The organism is Vibrio superstes, assembly GCF_003569005.1.
Lineage (GTDB): Bacteria > Pseudomonadota > Gammaproteobacteria > Enterobacterales > Vibrionaceae > Vibrio > Vibrio superstes.
In genome coordinates, this window is record NZ_BCUR01000001.1 from 748800 (window position 1) to 772773 (window position 23974).

Annotated in this window: 21 protein-coding genes; 10 read left to right on the top strand and 11 right to left on the bottom strand. The window is 44.5% G+C overall.

Features of this window, described 5'->3' with window-relative positions; genetic code table 11:
* Window positions 1-56: 56 nt before the first annotated feature.
* A complete protein-coding gene (locus tag D5I41_RS03160; protein ID WP_119008464.1) occupies window positions 57-1076 on the bottom strand; it encodes a DUF1214 domain-containing protein in 1020 nt (339 codons plus the stop codon).
* Window positions 1077-1211: 135 nt separating this feature from the next.
* The gene (locus tag D5I41_RS03165; protein WP_119008465.1) at window positions 1212-2282 is read right to left on the bottom strand and encodes a recombinase family protein; all 1071 of its coding nucleotides are present in this window, start codon (window positions 2280-2282) and stop codon (window positions 1212-1214) included.
* Between the two features lie 806 nt (window positions 2283-3088).
* Here D5I41_RS03165 and napG point away from each other — a divergent pair.
* Window positions 3089-3823, top strand: coding sequence for a ferredoxin-type protein NapG (gene napG, locus D5I41_RS03170; RefSeq protein ID WP_119008466.1), 735 nt, complete (start codon window positions 3089-3091; stop codon window positions 3821-3823).
* Window positions 3823-4671 carry a quinol dehydrogenase ferredoxin subunit NapH gene (napH, locus tag D5I41_RS03175; RefSeq protein WP_119008467.1) on the top strand — a complete coding sequence of 283 codons (849 nt, stop codon included), beginning with the start codon at window positions 3823-3825 and terminating at the stop codon, window positions 4669-4671. Before napG ends, napH begins: the two co-directional genes overlap by 1 nt.
* Here the strand turns inward: napH and D5I41_RS03180 are convergent.
* Entirely contained in the window at window positions 4668-5078 is a 411-nt protein-coding gene (locus D5I41_RS03180; RefSeq protein WP_119008468.1) for a DUF3429 domain-containing protein, read from the bottom strand. The two genes, napH and D5I41_RS03180, sit on opposite strands and share 4 nt — an antisense overlap.
* A 192-nt stretch (window positions 5079-5270) precedes the next feature.
* Between D5I41_RS03180 and D5I41_RS03185 the strand changes: the two genes are divergently transcribed.
* Genes D5I41_RS03185 through D5I41_RS03195 form a run of 3 tightly spaced genes read left to right on the top strand, consistent with a single transcriptional unit; the run spans window position 5271 to window position 9504 of the window.
* A complete protein-coding gene (locus tag D5I41_RS03185; protein ID WP_119008469.1) occupies window positions 5271-5939 on the top strand; it encodes an ABC transporter ATP-binding protein in 669 nt (222 codons plus the stop codon).
* Window positions 5932-8406: an ABC transporter permease gene (locus tag D5I41_RS03190; RefSeq protein ID WP_119008470.1), complete on the top strand. Its 2475-nt coding sequence runs from the start codon at window positions 5932-5934 to the stop codon at window positions 8404-8406. The genes D5I41_RS03185 and D5I41_RS03190 overlap by 8 nt, the downstream gene beginning before the upstream one ends.
* Window positions 8407-9504 carry a lipocalin-like domain-containing protein gene (locus D5I41_RS03195; RefSeq protein ID WP_119008471.1) on the top strand — a complete coding sequence of 366 codons (1098 nt, stop codon included), beginning with the start codon at window positions 8407-8409 and terminating at the stop codon, window positions 9502-9504.
* Here D5I41_RS03195 and D5I41_RS03200 read toward each other — a convergent pair.
* The 6 genes from D5I41_RS03200 to D5I41_RS03225 form a co-directional block, all read right to left on the bottom strand.
* Complete coding sequence (locus D5I41_RS03200) at window positions 9501-10610, bottom strand: ABC transporter permease (RefSeq protein ID WP_119008472.1); 1110 nt, start codon at window positions 10608-10610, stop codon at window positions 9501-9503. The two genes, D5I41_RS03195 and D5I41_RS03200, sit on opposite strands and share 4 nt — an antisense overlap.
* On the bottom strand, window positions 10607-11746 hold the full coding sequence (locus tag D5I41_RS03205; RefSeq protein WP_119008473.1) for an ABC transporter permease: 1140 nt from the start codon (window positions 11744-11746) through the stop codon (window positions 10607-10609). Before D5I41_RS03205 ends, D5I41_RS03200 begins: the two co-directional genes overlap by 4 nt.
* A 5-nt stretch (window positions 11747-11751) precedes the next feature.
* Complete coding sequence (locus tag D5I41_RS03210; RefSeq protein ID WP_119008474.1) at window positions 11752-12732, bottom strand: HlyD family secretion protein; 981 nt, start codon at window positions 12730-12732, stop codon at window positions 11752-11754.
* Window positions 12722-14143 (bottom strand): TolC family protein, encoded by a 1422-nt coding sequence (locus D5I41_RS03215; protein WP_119008475.1) that lies wholly within the window; start codon window positions 14141-14143, stop codon window positions 12722-12724. The genes D5I41_RS03210 and D5I41_RS03215 overlap by 11 nt, the downstream gene beginning before the upstream one ends.
* 216 nt (window positions 14144-14359) lie before the next feature.
* Window positions 14360-15085: a hypothetical protein gene (locus D5I41_RS03220; RefSeq protein WP_119008476.1), complete on the bottom strand. Its 726-nt coding sequence runs from the start codon at window positions 15083-15085 to the stop codon at window positions 14360-14362.
* A gap of 85 nt (window positions 15086-15170) precedes the next feature.
* Window positions 15171-15824, bottom strand: a complete 654-nt coding sequence (locus tag D5I41_RS03225) for a hypothetical protein (RefSeq protein WP_119008477.1) — start codon at window positions 15822-15824, stop codon at window positions 15171-15173.
* Window positions 15825-16030: 206 nt separating this feature from the next.
* Here D5I41_RS03225 and D5I41_RS03230 point away from each other — a divergent pair, with 206 nt between their 5' ends.
* From D5I41_RS03230 to D5I41_RS03250, 5 genes are all read left to right on the top strand, one after another.
* Window positions 16031-16966, top strand: coding sequence for a Gfo/Idh/MocA family protein (locus tag D5I41_RS03230; protein WP_119008478.1), 936 nt, complete (start codon window positions 16031-16033; stop codon window positions 16964-16966).
* Window positions 16967-16978: 12 nt separating this feature from the next.
* A complete protein-coding gene (locus D5I41_RS03235) occupies window positions 16979-18247 on the top strand; it encodes a diguanylate cyclase domain-containing protein (protein ID WP_119008479.1) in 1269 nt (422 codons plus the stop codon).
* 110 nt (window positions 18248-18357) lie between these two features.
* Entirely contained in the window at window positions 18358-19278 is a 921-nt protein-coding gene (locus tag D5I41_RS03240; RefSeq protein WP_235868844.1) for a DMT family transporter, read from the top strand.
* Window positions 19272-19814, top strand: coding sequence for a MerR family transcriptional regulator (locus D5I41_RS03245; protein ID WP_119008480.1), 543 nt, complete (start codon window positions 19272-19274; stop codon window positions 19812-19814). The genes D5I41_RS03240 and D5I41_RS03245 overlap by 7 nt, the downstream gene beginning before the upstream one ends.
* A gap of 82 nt (window positions 19815-19896) precedes the next feature.
* Window positions 19897-22248, top strand: a complete 2352-nt coding sequence (locus D5I41_RS03250) for a fatty acid cis/trans isomerase (RefSeq protein ID WP_119008481.1) — start codon at window positions 19897-19899, stop codon at window positions 22246-22248.
* Between the two features lie 112 nt (window positions 22249-22360).
* On the opposite strand, the gene D5I41_RS03255 is transcribed toward D5I41_RS03250, so the two are convergent.
* Together D5I41_RS03255 and D5I41_RS03260 are read right to left on the bottom strand one after the other, a co-directional pair.
* Window positions 22361-23020, bottom strand: a complete 660-nt coding sequence (locus D5I41_RS03255; protein WP_119008482.1) for a GntR family transcriptional regulator — start codon at window positions 23018-23020, stop codon at window positions 22361-22363.
* A gap of 187 nt (window positions 23021-23207) precedes the next feature.
* Window positions 23208-23789, bottom strand: a complete 582-nt coding sequence (locus D5I41_RS03260; RefSeq protein WP_119008483.1) for a HupE/UreJ family protein — start codon at window positions 23787-23789, stop codon at window positions 23208-23210.
* Between the last annotated feature and the right edge of the window lie 185 nt (window positions 23790-23974).

A 23974-nucleotide genomic window follows, 5' to 3' on the forward strand; every position in this document is an offset into this window, starting at 1 on the left:
TGCATCCAATAATAAAAAAGAGATAGCTCTACAAAAGCTATCTCTTGATCGTTCTATTATTTAACTTTGTGGAAAGTCGAAATAGGGTTCCATTTTCCTGCTTTCACTTTGTATGATGAGCCATACGCTCGCCACGCCCAGTTAAATGTCTTATCCGTTCCTGTTTCTAGGTTATTTATCGCATCTTCGCCACAATTAAAGGATACCGTGTAACTGCCATCTTGATTCGGCTTTGCGTCGCGAGAGTTCAATACCGTTTTCATATCGGTAGGGAGTAACCAACCGTCCTCTGAGTACACGGTAATTGACCAAAATTCATCTACTCTTGGATCCTCAAAGGTTGTTTGGTAACAGCCACTGTTCTCATAATCTTTAGATACTTGATATGAGTTGATGCGAAAATCCATTCCCCCCCAACCAACTGCATCAGACATACGTTTTGTCTCTTTTGCGATACGACCTTCGGTGTGCCCGTAATCCAGAACGATGCCGCCATCGATCGCTTTTTGCATATATTCTTTATGCAGTGTCTCGTATTGAGCTTTGTCGTATGGTTTTGGTTCCCATACTCCATTGCCTTGCCCCTCGACCTTCATGGTTTTTTGAACTTTACGGGCTTCGTCAATGCCGTTTTCCAAACCAATTCTGAATAGAACCCATACAAACTTACCTTTCTCAGGAGGAAGAATTTTATGGGTACCTTTTTGCCAAATATAATCTTCTGAATAACCGTTCTCATTAATAACCAATACAGATGTAAAAACTTCATTGTCTTCAGGCATTGTAATCGTTAGACCATTCGAAGCGTCTGCAACTTGCGCTGAATACAGAGTATCTCGGTTCATACGAACAGTAGGCATAGGGCCTGCAGGTGTAGGGATAGTTAGGTCGAACATCTTGTTCATCGCATCTTTGTTTTTCCATTTTAAGAAATTAACTTCCGCCTCCACTTGCGTAATGTTGTCAGCAGTCACAGGGATAGTTTCCGCATAATCTTTACCATCGATTCCAACGGCCGCATATGCGCCATGAGAAAGTACAGATAAAACAGACATTGTGAGTAGGAGCTTTTTCATAGTTTTTCCTATTTGATAAATGACAAATAAATATTATTGAGTTAACGAATACAAAGTAACATACCCACCCATGTGCGAATAATGAACAAAGAACATACCGGATATTCATGCAAATTATATCTATTCGTTGAGGCTTTACTTAGTTTGAGTTGGGGGAGTCAAAAGTTGTCGTAATTTAGTAGCACTTACCTCTACATCATCTTTTAATAACAAAGAGCTTAAACCTTGAAGTTCCCAAACATTTGCATGTCTAATATCGTTAATACTTGCTGGACGCTTTTGTGTGTGATTATCGATTTTCGTGACTAAAGTGATTTGTTCTGACGAAAAATCGACAATGATTTTTTTAAAGGTAATATTCAGAATCAGATTGAGTGTAGCTCTTCCAGATTTTGTTCCCACATTCAATCCATCTAAAATTGTTTCGTGGTTTCCACTTTCAATAGTGCGAAAAAAAGTGATGTACACATCATGCTGCTCTATTCGTTCAACCAGATTTTCTATTACTGTTAAGTTTGATGCCTTCTGTAAAATCTGATTTAGTTTCACTACTTGCTTTTCATGATAATCAATACGCTCTTTACTTCGCTTGATATCTTTAAGCGCCTTAGTTATCCAATGGACATCTAACAGGCTATCAAGTATTGGCAGAAGGACCTTAGAGTACTGTAAAGACCTTTGCACCATGCACCCATGGCTGGATTTCACGCACTTCAAATATCTGAACTTACTCTTAGATGTTTTGACAATAACGCCATTGTGACACTCATTGCAGCGTGTCGTTCCTTTTATTACATTCGTAGTCCCTGCTTTGGCCGTTACTACACCCGTCATAAATGGTTTCCTATCATTTGCTTGAAGATAAGTGGCATCAGAGATAGCAGCAGGAAAATAATCAGCGACCTCAGTGTTGTCTCTCATGACTAACACACCTGTTGTTGCCCTATCTTTTAAGACACGCAGAACAAAGTGTTGAGAAAACTCGCCCTTTCTCAGCTTTTTAGGAGCATCAAATTCCTCATTAAGAATCTTGGCTATTGATGGAGCGCCTTTACCCTGTATCCGTAATTCAAACATTCGAGCAACGATTTCTGCATACCTAGGAGTATAAACTGACTCCCCATCAATTTTTATAACCTCACAATGGAAAGGCACTTTTTTCACTAGCCTTGAATTCACAAATTTTTGTTCTGCTAATCTTTTCATTCTACAACGCACGCTGTGTTCGTTTGCTGGGACTGGACAGTACTACATTAAATTGCATAGGTATGAACTCCCCTCAATTGGTTGTACTCGTATCAATAGCAGTAAAAACTCATTGACCCAAGGCATAAATATACGCGCGATATTGCCAACTAATAAATTGCGCGGCTTGGTTCTGAGGTTGGATCGTGAAGCATCGTAACCTTGTCACTCATTATGATTCTTTATTTCAATGCTTCAATGTAGGTACTGCTGGCTTATGAACTTCATCAATGATGATCACACTTTCTTGAACTCTCAGTTGCAAAAAGGCTCTGATGCGGTGCTCAAACGTAACAATCTTAATGTAGTAAAGTCTATTATCCTCCCACAATATCATTACCCTCAACGTCTTACATCAAGGCTTTAGCTTCCCTTCATAAACCTTGACTCCTAAAAGCTAATCTATTCTTAGTTATGTCGCTGTTAATGAGTATCATTCTGTCGTTGAACAAAGAATGGTTATAGATTTCGGGATTTGATCCATAAAATAACGCACAGAACACTTAAAAATCGAACTCGTTGTAACTACGTGCGTATACAGATTGAATCATCAGCCTTTATTTGATGCTTATGAGTTAAGGGGACGCTATAACAAAAAACCGCACATCGATAAAACTGATGGACTCCTTATTTGGCGCCTGTCCCGCAATCCTGAGCGGCCCTAGATCATAAATTAGCCAACTTTCCTGTAATCATTCTTCTTAAAGCTCACTTTTTGCCCAATAAGGGCACATAATTAATAAGGGTAAATCCACAAGGTCAGCACAATGAACAAACCAAAGAATGGCCCCTCTCCAAGTAGACGGCGTTTTTTGCGTGACGCTGCTCGCACCGCTATTGGGGTGGGTTCTGTTGCAACACTTCTTGGAATACAGTCTCGGCAAAGCCAAGCTGGCGGTTCTGGTGTCCCTATTCGCCCGCCGGGTGCTCTGGCCGAAGGTGACTTTGAGGCGGCATGTGTGCGCTGCGGGCTTTGCGTTCAGGCTTGCCCTTACGACACACTCAAGCTCTCTACTCTGATGTCCAAATCTGCTTCTGGTACCCCCTATTTTACTGCCAGAGATATCCCGTGCGAAATGTGTGATGATATTCCCTGTGTTGTGGCCTGCCCGACTGGGGCTCTTGACCCCTCATTAACCAACATTGACGATGCAGCTATGGGCACCGCCGTGCTCATTGACCATGAAACCTGTCTAAATTATTTAGGTTTACGCTGTGATGTTTGTTATCGCGTTTGCCCGTTAATTGACGAAGCAATTACCCTTGAGTACCAAAGGAATGCTCGAACTGGAATTCACGCAAAAATGATTCCTACGGTTCATTCAGAGTCATGCACCGGATGTGGTAAGTGCGAACAAGCTTGCGTGCTTCCAGTGGCGGCAATCAAAATCGTGCCAACTGAACTAGCAAAAGGTGAGTTAGGACACCACTACAAGTTAGGTTGGGAGGGAGATGAAACTATCCCCGTGCCTAGTCTTAAAGAAATGCGGGAGAACAAATAATGGCTAAAAACCTCGCAAAAGATGCCGGGAAAGAGGCAATAGAAGCCTTAGGTTGGTGGCAAACTCACCGTTTTTTAATCAGTCGTCGACTGTGCCAAATCGCCATCATGGCCTGTTTCATGCTTGGGCCTAGCTTGGGAATACTCAAGGGAAACCTTTCATCAAGCCTACTACTGGATACCATTCCGCTTAGCGACCCTTTAATTGTGATGCAAACGCTCGCGACCGGTCATATTCCAGAGCTAACCACATTCATTGGCGTGGCGATTGTGGTTGTTTTTTATGCCTTGCTCGCACCTAGAGTGTTCTGCGCATGGGTTTGCCCGTTGAATATGGTGACAGATTTGGCCGCGTGGTTAAGGCGAAAATTTAACCTTAAAGCAAGTTATCGCTGGCCATCTAGTCTTAGGTACTGGTTGATTCCTGTGATTCTTCTTGGCAGTGCAATTTCCGGCACTACCTTATGGGCTTGGGTAGACCCAGTTGCGACGCTACATCGTGGGCTTGTTTTTGGAATGGGAGCGGGATGGATTCTCATACTATTAGTTTTTTTACTCGATCTCGTTCTTGTCGAGCATGGGTGGTGTGGTCATCTGTGCCCGTTGGGGGCAACTTATGGCGTGATAGGACGTAAAAGTACTCTTCGCATCACAGCAACAAAACGCGAAGATTGCACCAAATGTATGGATTGCTTCAATGTGTGTCCAGAGCCAGACATCTTAAAACAGCCTTTAAAAGAGGGGGATCGCAGGGTAATGAGCCAAGACTGCATTAGTTGCGGGCGTTGCATCGAGGTATGCCCAACTAAGGTTTTCGAATTTAGAGCCAAGGGCAGCAAGCACAACTAGATCACAATCAAGGCCAGCATGCAAAGGTGCGCGGTAAGAACAACACCCGTTAGGATAAATCTTAATTTTAGGTACCTGGGGTGATCTCGTTTTGGTTCAAAATACAGGTTCAGCCCATGAGCAAGCCCAATACCGATTAGTAGCACCATAGGGCTATAGAAAACAAATAACCCAAGAGCGATGACACCTAGAGTGATGACGTTAGAGGCCACCAGCGACCTCTTCTCCGGAACTGTTCGATCTACACACCTTCCCCAAACAGCTCCGGCCATAAACAACGCAATGCCCGCACTGTAAATCAAAAAGCTCATTATAAAATGAAACGATGCTTGGCTGTGCGTCAGACCAAACAGTACTGGGAGTAAAATAAAAGGGACAAGGCCCATGTAACCAAGAATATAAATCATACCCTCTGTTACGCAGTTAGCTATATATGGATCAATACCTTACGCCATAAATCACACCGTTCAGAAAAATGATCTTGCCCTATACTCAAGTCGCCAACGATGGAATCTCATGCTCCCCCCCCCCACAGGCCCGATGATCACTTGGTCGAATAAATGGGTATCAACTGAGAGCAAGCAGTATAAGGAACAAAAATGACAGACCCAATTGTTCAGCTCAGCCAAGCGACAAAGCAATTCATAGACGGAAAAGATAGACACTGCGTGCTCGATCAAGTCGATTTCTCATTGCATGCGGGTCAAAGCGTCGCCTTGACGGGAGCAAGTGGTAGCGGAAAGAGCACTCTACTCAATGTCATCGCGGGCTTCGAATCGCTTTCTAGCGGCGTGCTAGCAATCAATGGAGAAAGCGTTGAGCAATGGAAAGACCCCCAATGGAGCTTATTTCGCCACCGAAAACTTGGCGTTGTATTTCAACAATTTAACCTTCTTACTCCATTAAATGTGAGACAGAATATTTCCTTTCCTCTCAGCCTTAACAATCAAAAATGGAGTGAATGGTGTGATCATCTCGTTAAGAAGTTAGAAATTGATGGCCTGTTAGATAGGCACGTTGCCTCATTATCTGGAGGGCAACAACAACGAGTGGCCATAGCAAGATCATTGGCACACAAGCCCGCCTTGCTACTTGCCGATGAACCCACTGGCAACCTCGATCAACAAGCAGGGCTCGAGGTGATGCGACTGCTTACTGAGATCAGTTCAGAGGGAGAAACCTCTGTAGTTCTAGTGACCCATAGCTCAGAGTGTGCCGATTTTATGGACACACGTTACCACCTTTCCAATGGGCAGTTGCATGACTAGCTATACCCTCACACACCTTTGGTTGGTGATCAGAACCTTTATAGCTCATTACCGACAAGCCCCCTTACAAGCTGCCGCGATAACGCTAGGGATAATACTCGCTGTTACCTTGTTTGTTGCTGTTCAGGCCATCAACCTCAACGCAAAACGAAGTTACAGTGAATCAACCGAGCAGCTAAGTGCTCGCGCAGAAAGCTTAATAATTCCCTTGTCAGGGCAAGAATATTTAGATCAGTCTGTTTACTTTGAGCTTCGCCAATCCGGTATCAGTGCCTCCTTGCCCATCATTGAAGGTAGAGTACGAGACGAGAATGGACAGCGCTTGACCATTCAAGGCAGTGAACTCATTGCAGCCATTACCTCTGGCCTTAGCTTCGGTCAGAATCAAACACAGGTGTCCTTGTTCAATGGAAACTTTCCACTCGCTGACTTGCTAGCGGGACGTCCTTTAATGATGGTCAGTCAATCCCAAGCAGAACGCATGGGTGGTAAAGATTATCTAACGCTGGATGGTGTGCCTACAAAGGTGGTGGTGGTGCCCGAAGAATGGCAACTGGGCAGCCGGGTCTTGATGGACATAGGGTTTGCACAACGCTTGCTCAATAAACCCGAACAGATCAGTTACATTGCTATGTTTGATGCGCAACCTGAGGGTGCGCTGGTTGATATCATCCAAAACAAAGCGCAATGGATAGCCAACACACAGGACACCGACCTTGATGCCTTAACCGATAGCTTTCATTTGAATCTGACGGCAATGAGTTTACTCGCCTTCGTTGTTGGCATGTTTATCGCCTACAACGGAGTAAAATACAGTTTACTCAAGCGTAATCGATTGTTGGTGCAAATACGTCAGGCTGGCACACCCGCTTTAACTGTACTGTCCGCCCTTTTGCTTGAGCTCATTGTACTTGTGTTCTTTGGAACAAGCCTTGGATTTATTCTAGGTATTCAGCTTAGCCATTGGTTGCATCCAACGGTCGCACTTACCCTGGAACAACTGTATGGGGCAACACTATTGCCAGGTACATGGCAGTGGCATTGGTGGGGACAAGCCTTATTACTAACGCTTATTGTCACCACAATTTCTTGTCTACAGCACTTTAAGCAACGAATTAATCAACCCCTTTCTTCCCATGGTGGTTTTTATAAAACACCAGAACATAACCATGCCACGAGGTTGTTCTTAATTGGTTTATCACTCTCGATCCTTGCACTACTTGGGCTATGGCTAAGTCAGCATTTTAGATACACCATGGCATGGTTGGGGCTTTTCATTGTTTCTGTCCCTCTATACCTGCCCAAAGTGCTTCATAAACTCGCGCAGTGGAGTGAAAAACAAGCTCAAGCAGGGCTGACCCACTACCTCTTTGCTGAACTCAAAGAGCTTGTCGCTCCATTGTCCCTAGCAATGATGGCACTACTTCTGGCTGTTACAGCAAACATTGGGATGAATACCCTAGTTGGAAGCTTTGAGTCCACTCTTAAGCAGTGGTTAGATCAACGATTGCATGCGGACATTTACATCAGTCCCTCACAACGAGATATGCAAAAGGTAGAAGAAACCTTAGAAGAACTCGCAAGCATTGATACCGTCTACAAGCAATATTATGTCGATGATTCGGTACAAGGTGTTCCGATCATCCTAGGAACCAAAGATAAAGATACCCTAGAACAAACCATGGTGTTTAAGTCGGCCATCGATGAGTTCTGGCAAGCATTTTATGCCAGCAAAGTGGTCGCTATCAGTGAGCCCATGGCGATCAAGCTCGATATCAACTTAGGGGATGACTTACACATAGGAGCCCTTCCAGACTATCCGTTAAAAGTTGGCGCCATATTTCACGATTATGGTACTCCGAAGGGAGAGGTGCTGATCTCACCAAGGTTATGGGTTGAAAAAGGGTTTACTCCTACCCCCACTAGCCTCGGAGTTAAGGTTGCCCAAGATAAAGACAAGGCCTACCGTGAACTGGAGCAAATCTTAGGGTTACACCCTAGCCAACTCTACGACCAAGCTAAGATAAAATCTCTCGCTTTGGACATCTTTAGTCGCACCTTTGCCATTACCAGTGCATTAAATGCAGTAACACTATTGGTGGCTATTATCGGCTTGTTCACTGCTTGCTACATGTTGCTCGATGCTCGTAAAGCCGCCATTGCAAGGCTTTATGCCTTAGGAGTAAATCGAAAGAAATTGATGACAATAGTTGTCGGACAGATCATCGCCTTGGTTATATTCACCCTCTGCATCGCCATTCCTTTAGGGGCTATCGTTGGCTTTGTTCTGACAGACATTATTACCCTACGGGCCTTTGGTTGGAGCCTCACTTACCTTTGGAGTTGGTACGATGCCGCCTCAATTGCGCTTATCACGATCTTGGTCTCTGTAATTGCTACCCTTGTACCTCTTTGGCGCTTAGTTAATCGACCTGTGGTGACCAGTTTGCAAAGCGAGGTGTTGTAAATGAATCTCTTCTCTAAACTATTCCTTCTCACCTTGCTACTGACCATCGTAGGCTGTGAAGAACAAAAATCTGATGGGTTAGGCAATTGGCTGGGAGAAAGTGATACTGATTACGCCAAGGTACTTGCAGGAAAAGCCATTGAATACCCAAAGGATCATGGCGCACACCCTGATTTTAGACATGAATGGTGGTACTTAACGGCCAATCTCATTGATGAAAATGGTGACGCACTAGGAATACAATGGACACAATTTCGCGTTGCGATTGAACCAGAAGCGACTCAACAAGAGGATATAGCCTCTCTTGAGATCTGGCATAGCCAGCAACTTTATATGGCTCATAGCGCAGTGACCACAGATGAGATTCATTATGCCGACGAAAAATGGTCGCGTGACAATCCGATGCTTGCGGGTGTGGACAACGACCCATTTAGGGTATTTCTGGATGATTGGCAATGGCGCTCTTCTACTACCGATATGTTCCCCGCGACCCTAGATGTCACCTCTAAAGGCTTCAGTTATTCATTGACACTGAACAGTGCTGCGCCATATCAAAAGCAAGGCGAAGAAGGCTACAGCGAGAAAAGTGCCGATGGCAGTGTCGCCTCTTATTATTACAGTCAGCCATTCATCTCAGTCCAAGGCGAAGTCACCATTGATGGCAAATCACACCAGGTCAAAGGGCAAGGCTGGATAGACAGGGAGTGGAGTTCGCAGTTTCTTCTCGATTCACAGCAAGGTTGGGATTGGTTTGCCCTAAGGCTCGACGCAAAAACAAGCCTTGTTGTCTTTCAACTCAGAGACTCCAAGTCAGGTGACGCTAGTTACTCCCACGCAAGACTGATGTACAGCAATGGTGAATCAACCACGCTGACTGAGAGTGAAATATCCCTCACTGCAACCGAGCAAACCTCCATCGAAGGTCGCCCATACCCAACTAAATGGCAGCTTAAGATCCCCTCTCAGCAGATCGACCTCAATATCTTAGCACTCAATCCCAATGCCAAGATGCCCTTAACCATCCCCTATTGGGAAGGCCCAGTGACGATAACAGGAAGCCATTCGGGTAACGGATATATGGAGTTGACCGGGTATTAGGTGTTGTATTGTCTACCCCTAAAAAACCAAACCAACACACCCCAACCAAACACCTGAGCTAACAAAGTGAAGTATTGAGGGGTAATCTGAGAGAAGTCAGCGCCCATTTGGTTGAGTTTCAACAACCCTTGGATTGCGGGGGTACTTGGAAACAGATTTGAAGCCCAGATTAGTGGCGTAGGGATAGACTCCAATGGCCATATAAACCCAGCACTGAACACTAGAGGCATAGAGCTCATCAGTACCAGCACAGTGACGAGCTCTCGTCTGGGCAATACGATTCCTAGCAACAAGCCAATCATAATCGAAGAGAGTAGGAAGGGGGTCACAAACGTCATTAGCTGCCAAGGGTTAGCCAACCTAGAAACCGAGTAAAAATCGAAGCTCCAGCCGAAGTAATAGGCACTTAGAACGTAGTAAAATCCGGTAAAGCAAACGACTCGAGCCAACAATCTAGCCCATGACTCTCGCTTTGCTATGGTCGCTCCTACCAAGCCGACACCCATCACTAGGGTTTGCTGAAGAATCAATACAAACACCGCTGGAACCACATAATTGACATATCCACCGGTCACATTGAAAGTAGGCTTCATATTCACGTCAATAGAGGCGTGGTGCTTGGCTGCGCTAGCAATAGGCTCGCCTTCCATCACCAATCTAGCCACCTTAGCCTGTGCTGCCAATGTACCACCCGCTCTAGCTAGACCCTCGGCAATGGTGCCGTAGACAAGAAAATAGGAAGCATCACCAGCAAAAGATAATGTAGGACTCTTACCTAGCAACAAATCTCTATAGAAATGCTCAGGAATCACCAAGATGCCTCTGACGTCTCCATTGAGGAATTGGCTTTTCGCCTGCTCTACACTGTGCGCGCGTTCCACTATTTTGATCTGAGAGGTGGCGTCGACCATTCGTTCTAAGTCAAAGCTTACCTTGCTCTTGTCCAAGTTGACTACCGTAATCTGTTGCTCACTTGGTGTCTGTTTTGCATAAGGAAGTGGATACAAAAAAGAATAGAAGACCACCCCACCAAAGATAGTGAGCACTACCACAGGATTCGTCAGTATGGCTCTCAACTCTTGCTTAAACACATCTACCCAACTCATAGGTTGGCTTCTCTTATTTTCATGGGTGCAAGTTTCACAATCACCAGCGTAAGCAATAGGTAGCCCAACATTGGAGTAAGGATTGCAAGGGTTTGAACGTTAGGTACGGCATATGAGACTTGGCTTACCTGCGCCTCGATATAATGGCTGATTGGCAACAAACCACGCCAAAACTGAGCGAGAAAATTCATATCGGTCACAGGAAAGGTGATACCCATAAAGGCAAAGCCAGGGGCAGTAAACGCACCGGCAAAGCTAAGCGCTCTTGCTGCATCATAGGTAATAAAGAAGAAGACGCAACCTACCAGCATACAGGCCACAATTGTTACCAGTTGAGCCAATAACAACACCAGATAACTCCCCTGCATCGGCCATTGTAGCCAAGCATAAAACCAGACTAAAAATCCAACGCCAAGAGCAAGATAGATGGGAATATAACAAGCAAGAGTTTTGGCTAGGTTGGTCATTAATCCATCCTGAACCCAGCGTTCAATCAAGCCTGTTCGTTTATGCATTGCTAGGGTCAAGATGGTGCCGACCACTATGACTATCTGCCAAATTGCAGGGACAATTGCAGAAACTAAAAATTGAGCGTAATTGCTGTTGAGATTGAATAGGGGCGTGATTTGAGTACGTACGTTCACGGCTTGGCCCAACGCGCTCTTAAAGGTGGCATCACCAGCAGCCAATTTTTTGATGGTTTCAATCTGAGCATCAAATGTACCGATAGAACGCAACACTGCAGAATTGATCAGCTTGCCCACCAAGATGTATTGGCTGTTGTAAAAGACACTAATTTGCGGGGGATTGGAGAGGTAAATGTCTCGGTCAAAATCGCGAGGGATCACCACATAAGCATAGATATCACTACCACTTAATGCCCTTTTGGCTTGGTGCTCATCTTGAAAGTGAGCACTAACCTGCATGGTATCGCTTGCATCTAGGTATCGCACTAGCTGTTGTGAGATAATGCTCTGTTGATGGTCAACGATCGCTATAGGGAGAGAGCGTGCAATGCCTTGAGAAAATATCCACCACACGCTAATAGCCACCAGTATGGGTAGCCAAGTGATAGAGGCTAATAGCCATTTATCTCGCCACAGTCTTTGCCATTCATCGGCAACAAAACTCAGCATTGCGATTACTCGCTCTCATCCAGTGTCAATACCACGCTCATACCGATGCGAAACTGCTCTGGGTTCTCCAAAGGACGAGCTTCTATCTCAAAAGTCCGTAGGTCAAAGCCTTGGCTACTGTCCGTCGCTCTCCAAGTAGCAAAGTCTCCCATGACCGAGATATGCGCCACTCGAAAGCTCACGTCTTTATCTAATGCTGGCACATAAGCAGTGATCTCAGTTCCCTTCTCAAAATGCTTTAATCTGTCTTCTCGAACATTGAATACTGCCCAAGAATCTTGGGTATCAATCACAGTCACTACCGGAAAGCCTTGCGGAGCAAGCTCTCCACTGTGAAGCAACACTTGTGAGACCTCACCATCAAACCAGCTCTCTATCTGAGTATCCGCGACATAAGCCTCCACTTCTGCAACGGCACCAGCGGCCATACGCGCCTTTTCACTGGCCGCTTTCTTGGTTTCTGAACGCGCACCTTCTTGTGCTAATAGGTACATTTGATAAGCCGCATTTTCAGTGTATTTAGCCGCTTGCCATTGTGTGTAGGTTTCATCGCGCTTCTGTTCGGCTACAACCCCATCTTGATACAGGCTATCCACTCGACGAAAGGTTTTCTCCATGAGCTCGGCCGCCGCTTTCGCTTTTCGCCACTGATCACGGGCTGCCGCAATTTGTTGAACCCGGGCACCGTTTTCTGCTTCTTGAGCGAGTGCACCCGCAGCTTCTTGACCCGCTTTTGCTTGTTCAAGCTTGGCTTCAATCTCTGGGCTGTAGATAGTAAAGACGAGATCGCCTTTCTTGATAATATCGCCGCTCTTTACGTCTACAGTGTCTATGCGCCCCGGAACCTTAGACGAGATACTGTATTGCTGTGCCGTCATTTGTCCTTGAATTCTTACAGGCTGAGGCTTATACGCCTCATAAAAGCCGTATCCAACAAGACCTGCTAGGACAATCGCTACAACAGCGATAGGGGTTTTAGTTGACATTGGCTTCTCCTTGAATGCTCGCATTGGTTGATGTTCCTGAGATCGAGCGACTTTCATATTGGTCAAACGTGTTCATCTTGCCGCTTAGAGCAAGAAGCTTATTGAGAGAGATAAGGTAATTGAATCGAGCAACATGCTGTTGCGTTTGGATACTGGCTAGGTACAGTTCAGCATCGACAACATCCAGCGAGTTGGACAAACCTTGGCTGAACATCTTCTTACGCAGACGAAGGTTTTCTTCGGCTAACGCTATACTTACCTGCAATCCCTTAACCTCTTCCATTGACTGCTCAGCCTCAAGGTAGGTTTTTTGCACCAATACAGATAAATCCTGTTTGGCTTGAGCTCTTAAATGGGAGATCTGCAGTATCGCACTATGTGCAGCCTCAAGCTGGCCAGAGCGTCCACTGTTTTCCAAGATAGGTACATTGATACCTATGCCCACAAACCAATCCGGTGTCAGTTGAGCCGCTAAGGTGTCGTCTTCATACAGGCTGTAATCACCGTATAAGTACACATCAGGATAATACTTCCCTTTTTCCACCTTGGTTAAGCCCTTTGCCTGGCTTTCCTTGGCATCAAGAATGGAAAGACCTGGATAAGAGGTCAGGGTTTCATTAGTAAAAGCACTCAGTGGCGGTAGGTTGTCATTGATAAATAAATCACTTGTGGGGGAAACGGTTTGTTGCTGATTTAAGATTTGAGTCAGTGCACTGGTAGCAATCTGCAGGTCGCGCTCGGATTTCCTGCGATCTACGACTGCCTTGGCCAAAGATGCATCAGCCTGAAGTCGCTCAACTTTGGCAATTTGCCCCTGCTGCTCGAGCTTGGTTGCAAACTCGGCATGTTGCTTGAGCCCACTCTCAACAGACACATAGGTTTCAACCACCTGTCTCGACAACACCACGCCAAAATAGTACTTCGCTAGGTCTTCATAGCGTGCTTGTCTATCCATCTCCAATTGGGCTCTCGCTTCTTCCGTTTGTGCCTGAGCAATGGATTGAGCCGAAATGATTTTCCCGCCAGTAAAGATGGGCCAAACTGCACGAATGGAAGAGGTAAATACATCTTTTTCTGCAATTGTGGAGTATGAGTTGGCTAAAAATGGAATGGATACTGGAGGCAAAGCTGTCGGTGTGGTGATACTGTCCGCTAGCTGCTCGCCACTTAAGGTAACGTCATCATCTAGACGCGTGTAGTTCGCGCTTAGAGTAATAGACGGTAAGCTCAAGCTCTTCTTTGCACTTTCTAGGTTTTGATACCTTGCTATGTTCGCTTGACCCGCGGCCAACGAGTTGTTTTGCTGCTGTACCAGTTGCCACGCTTGGGTAAAGGTCACCTCTTGAGCACTGACAGGCAAGGACAATCCACACACTAACGCAACCGCAATACGTTTAAATTTCAACTTCACACTCTTCCTTGTGGCGTTCACACCTCAAAATTAGAGCATATACTCTAATTTATCTCAGGTACTAAAACAACGAGACTTACAGATATCTGATAAGTGTAGCTCTATATTGTATAAACTTGCGCCATTAGAAGATGAAAAGGTATATTTTTCAGACAATTAAGTATGAACTATTCTCCAGAATAGGGACAGTACATACAAAGGTTCATAGTTCAGATCTTAAAAGCTAAAGTAGAAGCCTATTTCGGTATAGCTTGAGTCTTCAACCGGTTGGTTCGGACGAACACGATATTCACCTTTCGTATATCGGGCATAGGGCGTTATGTAAGGCAAATTTAAGCTAACGGAAACATCCACGCTGTCTCTCAAATTATTTTCGTATGGATGGTCGCCCAATAAAAAATCGAAGTTGTAGCTTAGCCCCAAACTGAGCCAATCTATTGGTGAGTAGTCCACAGCTAACGTATTGTTCCATTCAGTCTGTTGATTCAACTCATAAGCTACTGAACCATCAACCATGCTGGGTAGATCAATATTATGGCTAGGGTTACGATATTGAATTGATGTATCCAGATATGTAAAAACCTGATTATTAATGGCTTTTCCTGCCAGAAATCCCACATCATAGATATGAGTCTGATACTTGAGGTTTTGCTCATTTTCTAGAGTCATCGATAGTTCATCACCAAATCCATAGCGAGCGTAGGTCTCTAGATACCAATTACCTTTGATCACTGAATATGAAGCGCCCACTTCTAGGTATTTTTCTGTATCAATATCGATAGAGGCAGAGAACTGATCAGTAAAATCGTAACCCACACGCAACACTCCCAGATAGTCACCATCATACTGAGAAGCTTGCAGATTAACCTTGATGTCTTCCACTGCACCTAGAGCGCAGGATGAAAAAATAGAACAGAGTAAAGCGGGCCAAAGTAGTTTCATCTTAGCTCCATCAAACAGTCATAAAAAAGGCTCCTAGATCACCATCTAAAGAGCCTTCCCAAGCAAGTTATCGTTTTCTTAAATGCTAACCGCTGATGCGATGTGCTTTTATCTTCATCTTGACTCGTTGAGCTTTGGCTTTAAGTTGCTGCTTATCAATAGAGCTTATTTGCTCAAGGCGATCACCCTCAACCTTGATGAGTTTTCCGTTGATAATGACGTAGTCATTATTGGCTTCGCCCTCAATGAAGTAAGCGTTATAACCATCAACTTTCACGATCTCTGCAACGACTTTATCTTCACGAATATTATCTGGGTCATTTATCGTAATGGTGCCCGTGCCATCAGGCTTCATCTCTACTTCAGCAACGCGATTACCATTGTGGTAGATCCCATATATTTTGGTACCATCGCCTTCTGTTCTCTCGAGTTCGCGAACCCAATCCAGCTCAGGGTTATCTTTAGGGATATCACTCTCAAATCCACCATCATTGATAGCGATAGCATCTTTTGCCGCTTGAATCATGGCTTTCGCTTCATCGATTCTCTCTGTATCACGGATAGGGTTTTCTGTCGGTGGTAAGGGCGCCTCGTTTCCATATTCAGGATCGTAACCATAAGCCTCAACCACATCTTGCACCTTATCTTTGGCTTGTTCTGCACGAGTAGGTTCAGATGAAGAACAACCCGTCATCGCTACCGCTGATGCCAATGTAATTAGAACTAAAATCTTTTTCATATTCATTTCCAAATGTGTATCTCGATTTGATGAGTACATTCTGCCTAGGACATGAATACAAAAAAATAAGCTCATTTATAAAACTGAAATTTCCAATATAAATATCAGAACTCAATCCGCATTATTCTTCTGTTTAAGAAAAGAAGATTAGTTTTTGCCCACTCAACTCTGATAAAGTGGCAAAATAATAACAAGTGGAATAAGAAATGAAGATAGGAATCATTGGCTTAGGTGATATTGCTCAAAAGGCTTATCTCCCCTATATCACTCAGCTGACCGGTATAGAACTGGTGCTTTGTACTCGTTCAAAGCAAGTGCTAGATGAGCTCGCGCTACAATATCGAATTGAGCTTTGCTGTCGCGATTATCGCGAACTGCTTGGCTTAGGGGTCGATGCCGTCATGATTCACTCAGCCACTTCCTCACACACACAGATTGCCAAATTCTTCCTAGAGAAAGGCATAGCGACCTTTGTTGATAAACCCCTGGCTGACTCCGTTTCTGATGTCGAAATGCTTTATGAGACCGCAGCCAAAAGCAGGGTTCCTCTTTATGTAGGGTTCAATCGCCGACACATCCCACTGTACAACCAACACATTCCTGAATTGAAGCAACAAAAAGCAGGGGAGCTCAAAGCGTTACATTGGGAGAAGAATAGGTATGATCTGACGGGGGATATTCGCACGTTTATCTTTGATGATTTTATTCACCCACTTGATAGCGTTAACCTCAATGCGCAAGCCAATCTCAATGATGTGCATGTAGTTCATCAAATGTCAGGCAGTAAGTTGGCGCGAATCGATGTTCAGTGGCAGGTTGGGGAAACCCTATTGCATGCCAGTATGAATCGACAGTTTGGCATTACTCGAGAAAGAGTGAGTGCCTGCTATCGAAATAAAGCTTATGAGTTCGACTCCTTTTATACAGGAAGATGTTGGCAAGAGAACCAAGAGCGTCACCTCAACCTAAAAGATTGGACACCAATGCTTGAGAGCAAGGGCTTTCATCCTATGCTCACTGACTGGCTAGAGGTGGTCAATAGCGGGCATTTGGATACACGAATCATTGAAAGAAACATCGCCTCACATCGTCTAGCCGATGCCCTTTTCGGCTATCTAACAAAACAGTTAACACGAAACTAAAGGACTTTATTCGTGACTATTAAAACCAGGCTTAAGCTGCTATTGGGAACCTTGTTCTTTTTCTCTATCGCTAACATTGTCTTTGTCTACTTTCTAGAGTCTCGTAGCGAGAGCAAACTACAATGGGTAACGCATACCAACCAAGTATTGCAGACCTCTGGCGATTTATTGAATGCAGTATCTGATGCCGAAACAGGCCAACGAGGTTACTTACTCACTGGACAGAGTTATTACCTCGAACCCTACTTTCGCTCTCGAGATGAAATCAAGTTTATCTGGGAAGAGTTAAAGACCTTAACCTCAGATAATCAAGAGCAACAAATTTTACTCGATGAACTGGTCGAAGACATCGACAACAAACTCGAAGAATTAGCTTTTAGTATCGACCTGTATAACGACCAACCCGCCGAGGCATTAAAACTAGTGCGCTCAAATGTGGGCAAAAAGTTTATGGATAATATTCGTCGTCACCTATTGGTATTCAACAGTGAAGAAAAACGACTGCTAGAGCAACGTAAAGGCGACTATCGTGAGGCCCGAGCCTACATCACTATGATGATAGTGATAGAAACCATAGTGATGCTGTTTCTTGCATTCTTTACCATGATTACCATCAATCGTACTTTGTTTACCCCTTTAACCAAACTACTCGACGCCACACAAAAGATTGAACAAGGTAAACAGCAAGACGTAGTCGATTACCTTCCACGAGATGAAATTGGTTACCTAATGGGACGTTTTTACAAAATGAGTGAAAGCATCCACCAGCGACATGCCGATCTGCACACCAAAGCCCATACCGACGAACTCACCAGCGTGAATAATCGTTTTAATCTGTATGCTGACGTAGAAAGTGCGATACAAAACAGCCAGATAGAGGGAACAGTAACTGCAGTGTGTTTTATCGGTATGGATGGATTTAAGAGCATAAATGATGAGCTCGGCCACGAGTTTGGGGATATTTTATTGCAAACCGTTGCTAGCAGATTAAAAAGGACCGTACGCACTACTGATGAAGTGTATCGATATGGGGGTGATGAATTTGTGGTTCTACTCCAATCTGTTCGTGCGGAAGAAGAAGTAAGCACTATCGTTAACGCCTTAGTAGATAAAATTCGTCACCCCATAACTCACAAAGGTCATCAGTTAAACGTTCGCTTTAGTACCGGCGTTGCCATCTCTCCAAAGGACTCCACCGATGCGATGGTCTTGTTAGATAATGCCGACAAGGCTATGTACCGCGCTAAGCAAACAACTAAGGGTACTGTTGAGTTCTACTAAAACTATGCCTAGGGATACCCTTCTCCCTAGGCTACTTTTATCATTGATCCATATTGACCCGTCTATAGGTATAGGGCTTATTCTCCTGCCATCATGAATAGGAGGACCTAGTGTCAACAATAACAAAGCTAAGAACAAAACTTGGGGCGTTAACCTGCGACCCTACGGCTTCCAATAAGATAGGGATCGGGCTGGCTCTCATCTCCACGCTTCTATTTACTCTGGTGGCTGTGTTGGTCAAACAGCTCAGTACTAGTATCGATGTATTTCAGATCCTACTTTTTAGGCAGATGATATTCCTAGCCGTCTTATTGCCTGCGATTTACCAGAACATTCATATCATCCTCAAACCAACCAACATCAAGCTACACAGCTTTCGCATTCTTGGTGCCTTTACGGCTCTTTATCTCGGCTTCATTACTGTGAGCAACATCCCTTTGGCGGACGCTACAGCACTTGGCTTTACACAGGTGCTGTTTGTTGCTGTGATCTCTCGAATCTACTTAGCTGAATCCCTCACCACCTCAAGAATAACCACGATTGCTGTTGGCTTTATAGGTGTGATGCTGGTTGTTCAGCCTGGATTCGATGACTCCCCCTTGCTATATATTGCATTAGGTATGCTCGGGGCTCTTGGCGCTGCAACCGCTGTGATATGCGTGAGAAAAGTCGCTCAAGTTGAACCAAAAATAACCTTACTTGCCTACCAAGCCTTCTTTGTTGGCGCCTTTGCTTTTATTCCAAGTATGTTCACATGGACTTGGCCTGACCCGCAACAACTGCTGCAATTAGTCGCAGTAGGTTTTCTGTCGTCTATTGCACAATGGGTTGGAATTTCGGCTTACCGATACGGGCAAGCTAATGTCATCTCCAATGTCGAATACGCTAAAATTATCTATTCATTGCTGCTTGGTTTCTTGATATTTGGTGAGCAACCAAATTCGCTAGCGATAGTCGGAATGCTAGTTGTCATCAGTAGTAGTGCCGTCCCTCTAATAATAAAAAACAGGAGTCGCGCTCAATCATGCTAACTGTCACTGGGCTTGCCAAGCAATGCAATGTCTCTCGAACAACGGTACTGTACTACGAGCGTATGAAGTTGCTGACGCCGGCTCATCGCTCCGAGAATGGTTATCGTTGGTATGGCGACGAGGAAAAACAACGATTACAAAGTATCTTATCCTATCGGGCTTTCGGGTTGCCTGTATCAGAGATCGCCACTCTTCTTGAAACTAATAATAAATCCACTCAGCAACACGCTTTACAAGAACAGTTCAAAGTTATCGAACGCGAGATCGAAGGTTTGAGGCAACAGCAAAAGGCCATCGTCATGCTCCTAGAAGAGCCTTCATTAATTGAAGATAACCAACTAACCAAAGAGCGCTGGGTGATGATCATGGAACAAGCAGGCTTTGATGAGCAGGATATGCAAAATTGGCATGTCCAATTTGAGCAAAGAGAGCCCTCGGCCCATCAGGCGTTCTTGGAATCTTTAAACATCACATCCGAAGAAATCTGCAAGATTAGAAGCGACGCGAAAACAGCCCTGAACAATAAGCTTAGCTAACCCAATAGGCTAAGAATTTTGACTCTTTGGTAAGTTACAACCATCATAAAAAGAGTCACTTTTATCAGGGAAATGATAGTAAATGAAAAAGTACGCGCTGATTGCCTTCGTGATTGCCTTCTCAGGCTGTGCTTCTTATGTGGGTTTAAACTTTGAAGAGCTTTTTGGGCCAGAAAAGGTCCAGGATAGAATGGTCGCTCATGACTTCTCCCAAGCTCAATATTTCATCGATGAAGTGCAACCCATTCTCGACAAGCGCTGCGTGGTTTGTCACGCCTGCTACGATGCCCCATGTCAGTTAAAACTCACCTCTCCTGAAGGCATAGACCGAGGAGCAACCACGGCGCTGGTATATCAAGGTGCTCGCCTCACAGCAACAAAGCCTACGCGTTTGTATGAAGACGCTTCTTCTACCGAAGAGTGGCGAACGCATGGATTCTATCCCGTATTAAATGAACGCTTACAGCGAAGGGATGCCAACATCGAAGCCGGTGTTATGGCACAGCTGCTGATCCAAAAAGAAGAATTTCCGTTGCCAGATGATGTCATCTTAGATGATGACGATTTTGACTTTAGCCTAGATCGCACTTTTGTCTGCCCAACCTCAGACTCAATTCAAGCCTACAAAGAAGAGCAGCCCTTAGGTGGGATGCCATATGGCATGCCAGCTCTTGCGAATGATGAGCAACAAACCCTGCTGGCTTGGCTTCGCCAAGGTGCCAGCATGTCTGAATTGGCACCGCTAACGAAACAACAACAAGAAGCTGTGAATAAGTGGGAGGCCTACTTCAACAAAGATAGTCTCAAGCGCCAGACCACGAGTCGCTATATCTTTGAGCACCTATTTTTATCACACCTCTACTTCTCTGATCACGACGACAAGGTGTTCTTTAATCTGGTTCGCTCCTCCACTCCTCCAGGTGAGCCCATTAAGCGCATTTCAACCCGCAGACCCTATGGCGACCCTAAAGTGGATCGCGTCTATTATCGATTAACGAGAGAGCGCGAAACCATCGTAGACAAAACTCACATGCCGTTTGCGCTAAACCCTGAACGCATGGATAAGTGGCTAGAGTGGTTCGAGGAAGAAGACTACACCATCACGGCATTGCCGAGCTATAAGATCGAAGTCGCCTCTAATCCCATATTGGCCTTCAATGAGATTCCCGTGAACTCTCGCTATCGTTTTCTTCTCGATGAGGCTCAGAACACCATCATGGCTTACATTAAAGGGCCAGTATGTCGAGGTCAATTGGCCCTCAATGTCATCAACGATCATTTTTGGGTCTTCTTCACTAGCCCAGGGCGAGTTGACAGTAAAACAGCCGATGATTTTTTCCGCTCTCAAGCCGAGAATATGAAGTTACCAGGGCAGTTGGACAGCAACACAACGCCTCTATTCAACTGGATAAAATTCTCTAAGGCACAGTCTCTTTACCTTACGAATAAAACGAACTTTATGAATGACTACTTCAAGAATGGAGAGCATCTTGATATCGGCTTAGTCTGGGATGGTGATAACACTAACCCAAACGCAGCACTTACTATCTTTAGACATTTTGATAGCGCAACCGTGACCAAGGGGTTAGTCGGCAATCAACCAAAGACCGCATGGATCATTGATTACTCGCTATTAGAACGCATCCATTACTTGTTAGTTGCTGGCTTTGATATCTATGGTAACTTCGGTCACCAGTTGATTACTCGTATGTATATGGATCTGCTTCGCATCGAGGGAGAGAGTAATTTCATTGCCTTATTACCCAAAGAAACTCGCCACAAGACTTTATCCAGTTGGTATGAGGGACAATCCATCGAGTTTACCGATTACCTAACGCGAAACGCGAAGCCTTTCAATCAAGAGTCGGGTATTGAATATCGTACCAACGAGCCGAAAGCAGAATTACTCACTTTGCTGAAAGAGCGCGTCTCTCCAGCCCTTGAAACACGCTATGAGATCGTAAATACGCCTTTGAAAAGAGAGAGTGAACGCCTACTACACCAGATCGATAGTTTCGTTGGGGAAGGCATTGAATACTTCCCACAATTAATATCCATCAACATAGAGGCCGACAACGGCGAGCAGCATGTGTTTACGCTGATTCACAACAACTCTCACACCAACATATCGAGCTTGTTTAGTGAAGAAGACAACCGTAAACCAGAAGAGGATACATTTACCTTGGTCAATGGCGTTTTGGGTAGTTACCCTGCGGCATTCTTGAGCTTGCAGGAACGAGAGATACCCGAACTCGTCAAACGCATACGAGAAGTGGAAGATGATGATGACTACGAAGAACTGTTGGACCGCTTTGCTATCCGACGCACCGATATCCGTTTCTGGCCATTCAGCGATAAGATCCACGCTTGGTATGAACAAGACCAACCCATTGAATATGGTTTGCTAGACTATAATCGCTTTCAAAATAAATAGGCGATGAACACTATTCAGATACCAAGCTTCTAGCGCTTCGTTACAGCAATCTAGCCACTTCCTTTTTGAAGTGGCTTTTCTTTAGTTCATCGCGCTTTTCCAGAAAAGGCTGTTATGCCTCGACTGCGAGACAAGCGTCAATAATGGCCTTGATATCTAACACATGCTTACGCAACGTCGATTGAGCCTCAGCGATCTCTCCAGTACTCAGCATCTGATAAATACGACGATGGTCTTCTAGAATCTCACCATAGGCATCTTCTGTGGTAGTAAGGTGGCTACGGATCGCACCAATGTGGAATTGCACTAGCTCATAGCTTTTCTGTAGCAAGGAGTTGCCGCAATACTTAAAGAAGGATTCATGGAATTCACCATCAAGTAACAAAAACGCTTTAAAGTCTTTGTTCTTAAACTTGTGCTCCATCTTAACAATGCTGATCTCTAAGCATTCCAAGAACGCCTCTGAGTTGTTTTTCATCGACTCTTCAATCGCAATAGGTTCCATGAAACTACGGAAGTTACAAAGCTCAATCAGCGATTTCTCATCAGGTTGAAATACAAAACTTCCTTTCTGAGGAATAATATCAATTAATCCCTCTTGTTTAAGGATAAACAGAGCTTCACGAACTGGTGTTTTACTGACACCAAAGGTCTCGGAAAGGGACGCTTCCGAAAGTGGTTGGCCTAACTTTAATTCCCCACTAACAATAGAGTAGCGCAGGTTCTCAGCCACATTTTCTGTCAAACTTTTAGGGCGAGTAATAGCTTTCAATCTCGTTACCTCAATACTTAAATTTAGCTCACGTAAGTCTACCCTAATATCTTGTTGTTCACAGCAACAAATAGAGGATATCCAGACTCAAAAATAGTCTTCATTCTGAAATTCGTGATAGTGTGCAATCTGATACATCACGATTTAAATCAATAGATTAGCCAAACTATTGATGAGACAAATCAGATCATAAACCTAGTGCCAAGCCCACTAACATGTAAGCACCACCTGAAAGCATACATAGCTTTTGCTTGTCTAGCACCGACGTCAGTTTATTTCCTAGGCTCAATCCAGCGAAATACAAAGCAATACTAGAAATAATAAAGCCTAAAGCATATTGACCAAAGTTCATCACACCTGAACCTTCTAAGATATGAACATATCCATGAAAGGCTGAAAGCACGGCTAAGCCACAAACCGTCCACTGGTTGATCGAACGTCCAAGTCCCCCCAACAGCAAGAGCATACCCACGCACACTACAGACAATGTAATCATAGCCTCAATAAACTGAAGCTTAAGGCCTACCACGGCCAACAAGGCGCCAACGCCTAAGCTTGATGCCAATACTAACAATATCGCCCACTTGAAGTTTTTCTCTTTGCTAAAAAATAAACTACAAATAAGACCAACGCCAAACATTGCCGCCAGATGATCTATGCCTGTAAATGGATGAATAAAACCAGACACAAATCCTGCCTCTGCATGACTCGGATGAGCCAACGCTAATCCGGGGCACATCGAAAGTGCGAAAATCCCTATTTTTTTCATAAAACTAACCTTGCTAACAATTTTGACATTTGAAGATAATTATTTCTTTTTAGTTGCACAACTAACATATCAGATACCATAAAATACTCACTAGACTAATTATGCTTTTAAAGAAGCCGATCACACTAACGCCAATCGCCTTATCAATAAAGGGGTAAACCACTAGAACAATACAGAAAATAAAC

What these genes read in the sequence shown, in the direction of transcription:
- D5I41_RS03160 (WP_119008464.1), bottom strand. Translation starts at nt 1,076, where the DNA reads ATGAAAAAGCTCCTACTCACAATGTCTGTTTTATCTGTACTTTCTCAT.
- D5I41_RS03165 (WP_119008465.1), bottom strand. Translation starts at nt 2,282, where the DNA reads ATGAAAAGATTAGCAGAACAAAAATTTGTGAATTCAAGGCTAGTGAAA.
- napG (WP_119008466.1), top strand. Translation starts at nt 3,089, where the DNA reads ATGAACAAACCAAAGAATGGCCCCTCTCCAAGTAGACGGCGTTTTTTG.
- napH (WP_119008467.1), top strand. Translation starts at nt 3,823, where the DNA reads ATGGCTAAAAACCTCGCAAAAGATGCCGGGAAAGAGGCAATAGAAGCC.
- D5I41_RS03180 (WP_119008468.1), bottom strand. Translation starts at nt 5,078, where the DNA reads ATGATTTATATTCTTGGTTACATGGGCCTTGTCCCTTTTATTTTACTC.
- D5I41_RS03185 (WP_119008469.1), top strand. Translation starts at nt 5,271, where the DNA reads ATGACAGACCCAATTGTTCAGCTCAGCCAAGCGACAAAGCAATTCATA.
- D5I41_RS03190 (WP_119008470.1), top strand. Translation starts at nt 5,932, where the DNA reads ATGACTAGCTATACCCTCACACACCTTTGGTTGGTGATCAGAACCTTT.
- D5I41_RS03195 (WP_119008471.1), top strand. Translation starts at nt 8,407, where the DNA reads ATGAATCTCTTCTCTAAACTATTCCTTCTCACCTTGCTACTGACCATC.
- D5I41_RS03200 (WP_119008472.1), bottom strand. Translation starts at nt 10,610, where the DNA reads ATGAGTTGGGTAGATGTGTTTAAGCAAGAGTTGAGAGCCATACTGACG.
- D5I41_RS03205 (WP_119008473.1), bottom strand. Translation starts at nt 11,746, where the DNA reads ATGCTGAGTTTTGTTGCCGATGAATGGCAAAGACTGTGGCGAGATAAA.
- D5I41_RS03210 (WP_119008474.1), bottom strand. Translation starts at nt 12,732, where the DNA reads ATGTCAACTAAAACCCCTATCGCTGTTGTAGCGATTGTCCTAGCAGGT.
- D5I41_RS03220 (WP_119008476.1), bottom strand. Translation starts at nt 15,085, where the DNA reads ATGAAACTACTTTGGCCCGCTTTACTCTGTTCTATTTTTTCATCCTGC.
- D5I41_RS03225 (WP_119008477.1), bottom strand. Translation starts at nt 15,824, where the DNA reads ATGAAAAAGATTTTAGTTCTAATTACATTGGCATCAGCGGTAGCGATG.
- D5I41_RS03230 (WP_119008478.1), top strand. Translation starts at nt 16,031, where the DNA reads ATGAAGATAGGAATCATTGGCTTAGGTGATATTGCTCAAAAGGCTTAT.
- D5I41_RS03245 (WP_119008480.1), top strand. Translation starts at nt 19,272, where the DNA reads ATGCTAACTGTCACTGGGCTTGCCAAGCAATGCAATGTCTCTCGAACA.
- D5I41_RS03250 (WP_119008481.1), top strand. Translation starts at nt 19,897, where the DNA reads ATGAAAAAGTACGCGCTGATTGCCTTCGTGATTGCCTTCTCAGGCTGT.
- D5I41_RS03260 (WP_119008483.1), bottom strand. Translation starts at nt 23,789, where the DNA reads ATGAAAAAAATAGGGATTTTCGCACTTTCGATGTGCCCCGGATTAGCG.